Origin of the sequence: Haliscomenobacter sp., from assembly GCF_033763495.1 — a bacterium.
In the GTDB taxonomy this organism is placed as follows: Bacteria; Bacteroidota; Bacteroidia; order Chitinophagales; family Saprospiraceae; genus Haliscomenobacter.
The window spans coordinates 1-6,327 of sequence record NZ_JANRKL010000220.1; the positions used below are offsets into that span (position 1 = coordinate 1).

A 6,327-nucleotide genomic window follows, 5' to 3' on the forward strand; every position below is an offset into this window, starting at 1 on the left:
AGCACGACAAGGTCCGCACCAGGTAGCCCAAAAGTCAACCAATACTACGCCTTCCGAGGCCTTTTCAGTGAAGTTTGAATCCGTGAATTCGAATGCCATGTTGTGACAGTTTATTGATTTAAAATTTATTTCGTTTGATAACAGTTCAGACGTTGATTCGGTTCCAAAGATACTCAATTGGCTCGACTTAATGTCCGCATATCGACAAGTGTAAATGTTTTATCTTTGAAAAAATTTAGTGTTAAATATTGTGTTTTTTTATAAAATACAGAAAATGAGGAATTTGAAGTGGAATTTGTTTTGGATTTTTTCAGGCATCATCGCCTTGTTACTCAAAACTTTTTTAGGGAATGGTTCAAAATGGGTAGAACTGGTATACAGCCGAGGCGTTTACCTTGGGGTTCGATACTTCTTTGATCTATTGTCATGGATGCCTTTTCCGTTGATGTATTTGTTTTGGGGGCTAGTGCTTTGGGCGGCGTGGCGCAAAGTGCAAAGCTGGCGTAAAAAAGGGTTTAAAATCGGGCAATTTATTCTCGGCACTTGCTCCTTTATTGGGGCACTACTGTTTTTTTTCTTTGTACTCTGGGGTTTCAATTACAGCCGATTACCCATTGAACAACAATTGGGTTTGATTTTAAAGCCCTTAAGTAAAACCGAACTGGAAGAAGCGTTTAAAAAAGAAACGAGCAATTTGATAACACTACGTGCCAAAATTCCCCAAGCCCAAAACAGGGCACTGTGCCGCTCGGATTTTCCGGTAAAACTGGAGAAAACCCTCCGGGAAGGATTGGAAGCCTGGTTGGCTGCGCACCAATTTCCTACTGCAGGTAAGGTGAGGGGACGATTGTTGTATCCGCCTGGGGTATTTTTGCGCTTCAGTACAGCTGGCCTTTATTTTCCGTACACAGGGGAAGGTCACGTTGATCCGGGTTTGCACCCGCTGCAATGGCCTTATACCATGACCCACGAGTTGGGCCATGGCTATGGTTTTGGTGATGAGGGGACTTGCAATTTTTTGGCCTTGCTGGCTTGTGATGATTCAAAAAACATTGCGATTCGTTATTCCGGGCGGCTGAACTACTGGCGCACCCTGGCTGCACAATACAGGCGTTACGATCCGGATGCTTTTCAAGCTATTCGGGACCAACTCCCTCCAGGTATTCAAAATGACCTGGAGGCCATCAATGAATCCTTGCTGCGTTTTCCTGATTTGATTCCGGATTTACAGCCGCGCATTTACAATGCCTATCTTAAAAGCCAGGGTATTGCTGAGGGCGTTTTGAATTATGATCGGGTGGTGATGTTGGCGGAGGCGTACGAGAAAGTGAAAAGTGAAAAGTGAAAAGCAGGTACACCATTTGGATTTCACCGTTTGGTTTTTATCACTTATCACTTAATTAGCCTCCCGCCTTCTTCGTCTGCGTGTACCCTTTTTCCAATAACAACTGCACTACCCGGTCGCGATGATCACCTTGTACGATGATTTCACCATCTTTGGCAGAGCCACCTACACCACATTTGGTTTTGAGGTATTTGCCAAGCTCTTCGAGGGCGGATTGAGGGCCAGAGAATCCCGTAATCAAAGTCACTTCTTTGCCGCCGCGTTGTTTACGGTCGATAAAAACGCGTAATTTTTGTTGATTTGCGGGGGCTTCTGCGGCTTCTTCCTCTTCTTCATAGTTGTATTTGAAGTCAGGGTCGGTGGAGTAAACTACTCCGATGCGGCCTTTGTTTTCCTTGTTGTTGTCTTTTTTGCCCATGAGACAAATTTTTTTGAGCGAAAAGCGAAAAGCGAAAAAATGCACTACCCATTCATATCCAAATTTTTAAACAACAAAAAATGATAAACAGTTGAAAACAGCTGGTGCCTTGCTATTCGCTATTCGCTATTCGCTTTTCACTTTCTAAGTATTGAATGATTGCATCGAATTGTTCAGGAGAAAAAGTTTTCCAAAACCCATCCCTCCGCATCCAGGTGCCCTGGCGTTTGGCGTAGCGGCGGCTGTTGCGTTTGATGAGGTCAATGGCTTCCTCGCGGCTTATATCGCCTGCAAAATAATCAAACAACTCTTGATAACCTACAGTTTGCAGCGCATTCAAATGGCGTTGAGGATACAAACTGCGTGCCTCCGTCTCCAGGCCTGCGTGGAGCATTTGATCAACCCGTTGATTGATACGTTGGTACAACTCCTCGCGAGGCAGTTCCAGCCAAAGGTAAAGGGGGCAGAAAAAACGGGATTCTGCCTGTTGGGTGCGGAAACTGGAAAAAGGAAGACCTGATGCTCGATGAACCGAAATGGCCCGAATCAAACGTTGGGGGTTGGAGCGGTCTACCTGTTCGAAATAAATTGGATCTACCTGCGCCAACTCTTGTTGCAAAGCGGCAATTCCTTCCTTTTTGTACAATTGTTCCACCTCGTTACGAACGGATTCGGGAACTTCAGGAAACTCGTCCAAGCCTTCACATAAAGCTTTGATGTACAAATTAGAGCCACCCGCAAGGATCACAACCTGGTGTTCCTGATACAAACGTGCCAGTAGTGCCAATGCATCCCGCTCAAAATCCCCAACACTGTAAGCCTGTTCAACCGAAAGGCTATTGATAAAATGGTGGGGCACTGCCTGCAATTCTTCCGGACTGGCTTTGGCTGTGCCTATCGACATTTCGCGAAAAAACTGCCTGCTGTCGGCGGAAAGTATCTCTGTATGAAAAAATTGAGCCAAACGAATGGCCATGGCTGTTTTGCCACTGCCAGTAGGTCCACCTACGACGATGAGGTATTTTGGTTCCGAAAAATTCTGCTTTGGCTCCACCACACTTGACTTTGAGCCTGCAAGTTGGAAAAGTTTCCTGATTTTTAAAAGCTGAGGAGTTGAGAAGTTGAGGAGTTGAGGCTACCGCAAGAACGGGTTTGAGTGTGATGTGTGCGTGTGAAAGTGTGCATTTCGCTGCGGTAGCCTCAACTTCTCAACTTCTCAACATATATTTTTAACTTTGCCCAAAACCTGATTACAGATGTTTTATTACCTGGTGCGTCCATTAGCCCGTTTGGGTACCTACCTGTTTTTCCAGAAGATTTACTTTGCCAATGAGCATCGGATTCCTCGGGATAAACCGGTTATTCTGGCCATCAATCATCCCACGGGATTTATGGAGCCCATTATCATGGCTGTTTTGTTGAAAAAACCGCTGCACTTTTTGGTAAGAGGGGATTTTTTTTCCAAAAAAATTTATGGCGCCTTGCTGAGGGCACTCCACATGATTCCAATTTTCCGCATGCGCGACAACACGGGATTTAGTGGGGTGAAAAGCAATTTTTCCACTTTTGAAGCTTGTTATGCAGGGCTTAAATCTGGAAAAATCATCATGATTTTTCCAGAGGGTCGCACTGTACTCGAAAAACGTCTGCGCCCATTGCAGCGGGGCTTGGTTCGGATTGCCTTTGGAACCCTGGAACGGTATCCCGAGTTGGAAGATCTTTACGTTGTACCAGTAGGGGTCAATTTTACCGATGGAGAAAGGCCCCGGGGCAAGGTAATGATCAATTTTGGAGAACCCCTTTCAGCTCGCTCTTTTTACCAAAGTGGAGCCGCGGTGGAAGGCGATCAACTGCTGGAAGCACTTGCTCAGGCGATGGCGAAAAATATTGTTATAGTAGAAGATCCTGCCGATGATATTTTGGCTGAGCAATTATTGACCCTGGATCGCAGTGAACGCAAAGAGAAACTTTTTCCGGTGGTCGAAGACGCCACGGATTGTTTGTGGCGGGAGAAAAGCATTGCTGATCGCATCAATTCAATGGTGCCTGATGAAAAAACTACACTTAAAGCCCAAGCTGAAACCTATTTTAAAACACTAAAAGCTGCTCAAACAAATGATAAAGCTGTTGCAAAATCTCGAGAAACTCAATTTGGCCTAGTTCAGATGCTAGGGCTGATTCCAGCATATTTGGGATACGTTTTTGGGTTCTTGCCCGCACAACTGGCCTATTACATCAAACACAAACAAGTGCGCCGCCTGGAATACAAAATGCCAGTTTGGGCTTGTGCCAGTTGGGGCGCTTTTTTGGTTTACTATCTTTTTTGGCTAGTGCTTGCAGCTACTATCGGTCAGTGGTTGATTCTGCTGGTCTCAGTTTTGCTAGGAGGATTCGGCTGGTTTGCCTTGTACTATTTTGAACACCTCGTGCAATGGCGCAACGAACGAAAGTTTAAAAGCCTTGATGGGAACCTTCAACAACAGTTGCAAGACCAACGTCAACATTTATTGCCATTCATTCAAAATAATTGACCCCAGGGGATGTGTTGCAATCAATGAACGGATCGCAGTGACGCTCCAAATGAGCGCACGGCTCTTTTCAGGGTCGTAATAGTAAGCGTTGCCATTGGCTTCAGGGCTTAAACCTTTAACAATTCCAATCAGTTGACCTTTTTGATCAATGACCGGACTCCCAAAATGGTCTTCTAACAGGTGGGCATCGCTCAACCAGTAGGCTTCAGAAAATGTAGAAGCCTGTAGTTTCGTACCATAACTGATGCGTAAACTGTGATCAGCGTCGGGATATCCAGGATAATTGGGCAGTATTTCACGCATAGCCTGGGCTAATTCATCCCCTTTTTGGTAAGCTTTCTGCCGGGCTTTTTCCAAACCAGGGGCCACCTTGGTGCTGTAGTGCTGGAGCATGCTATCAACTAGTTGGACCGCAGGGTCGGTAGCAATGAGGTCAATATTGCCCAGGAAATCCTCATGGAGTAAGGCGCTAATTTGCGCTGGTTCACTGAATTTACTGGTGATCAACAATGTAGAACTGAGTTGGGCGTAATCTTTTTGCGCATAAATGGCCTGGCGTATGGCATAAGGCGACAGGTGTTCTGCCGGAAGTTTGGTGAAATAACGCTCCAACAATTCAGGTAGCAACAATTCATTTTCTGTTGGAGGCAAACGATTGAATACATCCGGGAAATATTGACTTTCCTCATTTGTAGGCAGTCGATGTGCTGAAGCCCCGATTCTTCCCCGCCACATTGTGAATAAGCGCACCCCTTCGAAGAAGCTACAGGGGCTATAAACAATTCCCTTAGTATACACTTGAGCTGGGGCGTAGTGGCGCAACTTCCCGAAAGCGACATGACAAGAGTCCAATATAGCACCATAACGGGCTTTGAAGGCTGGATTTGTTGTTAATTGATGGCGAAATTCTGCTTCGCGAATAGCTCGTTTGGGGAGTGCCTGGCTCAGCAATTGTAAGTCTTCGTATTGTCGAAACACGCCATCCTGAGTGATGAATGGTTGACGGGTAACGTAGGTACCAAGGGCCCGATCTAAATCCTGATGGCATTGGCTCAAGGTTTGGGCATACTGTAATTCACCCAATTGCCGATGGAGCGAAGAACTGCTGGGATGCCCCAAAATGAGATGCGCTGATTGACTGGACTCAATTTGGCCCCAGGGAATAAAGGGGTTTTGAGTTTTTGATTTTGCACTGTTTTTTTCCCTAACCCTTAGCAGGACGCCAACCTGAGAAGCAGGATCGTGTTTGGGAAGTAAAAAAACACCTAATAGCTCGACTTGGGAATAACGTTTGTAATATTGTTCAAATTCCTGGCTTGAATTCAGTCCTGCAAAATGGTTCTCCACCGCAAAAGATGTTCCATCGGCAGCGGTTTCGAAGGATTTCGCCATAAAACCGGGGCTTACTTTGCTCTGATCGGAGCTCAGTGGTTTGGAATGATGGTAAGCCTCGGCGGCTATGAAACCCGGCAGTGGAATACCTGCTTTTGCTAACCAAATTCCATTTTGAGTAGGCAATAGGGCCAAAATAGAGTCGGGTAAAACAGGGTAGTCGAAAATCCCGAGCGCCAGACCCTGGTTATTGAGAAAGACGGCATTGCCAAATGGAAAACGCAGGGTTGCCTGAGCCAGGCCCTCATGATTTGGTGTGCTTAATTTTTCGCTGACGCCTTGCAACCCAATGGGCTGTAATTTTTCCTGGACCAGATGTAGTTGATCGATGCTCCAGAAGCCTTCTTGTGCAGATGAAATTGTTGAAAGGAAAATAATAAAACAGCCTAACAAAATGTCCTTCATGTCTTGGTGATTCATTTAAGTACAACGCAATTTTTGCATTTTTCACCAAAAGCTAAGGCATAAAAATAAAAAAAGCCAGCTCAATGAAGAACTGACTTTGTGCCGAAGAAGGGACTCGAACCCCCACGCCCGAAGGCACACGCACCTGAAACGTGCGCGTCTACCAATTTCGCCACTTCGGCATGGTACCGGAGGCGGGACTCGAACCCGCACACTGTTGCCAATACTGGATTTTG

Annotated in this window: 6 protein-coding genes and 1 tRNA gene; 2 read left to right on the forward strand and 5 right to left on the reverse strand. The window is 45.8% G+C overall.

The window, feature by feature from the left end; translation table 11 throughout:
- The coding region (locus SFV55_RS26070) for a thioredoxin family protein (protein ID WP_320032525.1) at positions 1-99 on the reverse strand (99 nt) is incomplete at its 3' end.
- 175 nt (positions 100-274) lie between these two features.
- Here SFV55_RS26070 and SFV55_RS26075 point away from each other — a divergent pair.
- Positions 275-1,345: a DUF3810 domain-containing protein gene (locus tag SFV55_RS26075; protein WP_320032520.1), complete on the forward strand. Its 1,071-nt coding sequence runs from the start codon at positions 275-277 to the stop codon at positions 1,343-1,345.
- A 55-nt stretch (positions 1,346-1,400) separates the two neighbouring features.
- Here the strand turns inward: SFV55_RS26075 and SFV55_RS26080 are convergent, their stop codons facing one another.
- Both SFV55_RS26080 and miaA read right to left on the reverse strand, forming a co-directional pair.
- Positions 1,401-1,763, reverse strand: a complete 363-nt coding sequence (locus tag SFV55_RS26080) for a translation initiation factor (RefSeq protein ID WP_320032521.1) — start codon at positions 1,761-1,763, stop codon at positions 1,401-1,403.
- A 112-nt stretch (positions 1,764-1,875) separates the two neighbouring features.
- A complete protein-coding gene (gene miaA, locus SFV55_RS26085) occupies positions 1,876-2,817 on the reverse strand; it encodes a tRNA (adenosine(37)-N6)-dimethylallyltransferase MiaA (protein WP_320032522.1) in 942 nt (313 codons plus the stop codon).
- 202 nt (positions 2,818-3,019) lie between these two features.
- Between miaA and SFV55_RS26090 the strand changes: the two genes are divergently transcribed.
- The gene (locus tag SFV55_RS26090) at positions 3,020-4,294 is read left to right on the forward strand and encodes a 1-acyl-sn-glycerol-3-phosphate acyltransferase (protein WP_320032523.1); all 1,275 of its coding nucleotides are present in this window, start codon (positions 3,020-3,022) and stop codon (positions 4,292-4,294) included.
- On the opposite strand, the gene SFV55_RS26095 is transcribed toward SFV55_RS26090, so the two are convergent.
- Both SFV55_RS26095 and SFV55_RS26100 read right to left on the reverse strand, forming a co-directional pair.
- Positions 4,268-6,106, reverse strand: a complete 1,839-nt coding sequence (locus SFV55_RS26095; RefSeq protein WP_320032524.1) for a S46 family peptidase — start codon at positions 6,104-6,106, stop codon at positions 4,268-4,270. The genes SFV55_RS26090 and SFV55_RS26095 overlap by 27 nt on opposite strands.
- Before the next feature lie 85 nt (positions 6,107-6,191).
- Positions 6,192-6,273 (reverse strand) — tRNA-Leu (locus SFV55_RS26100).
- Positions 6,274-6,327 lie beyond the last annotated feature (54 nt).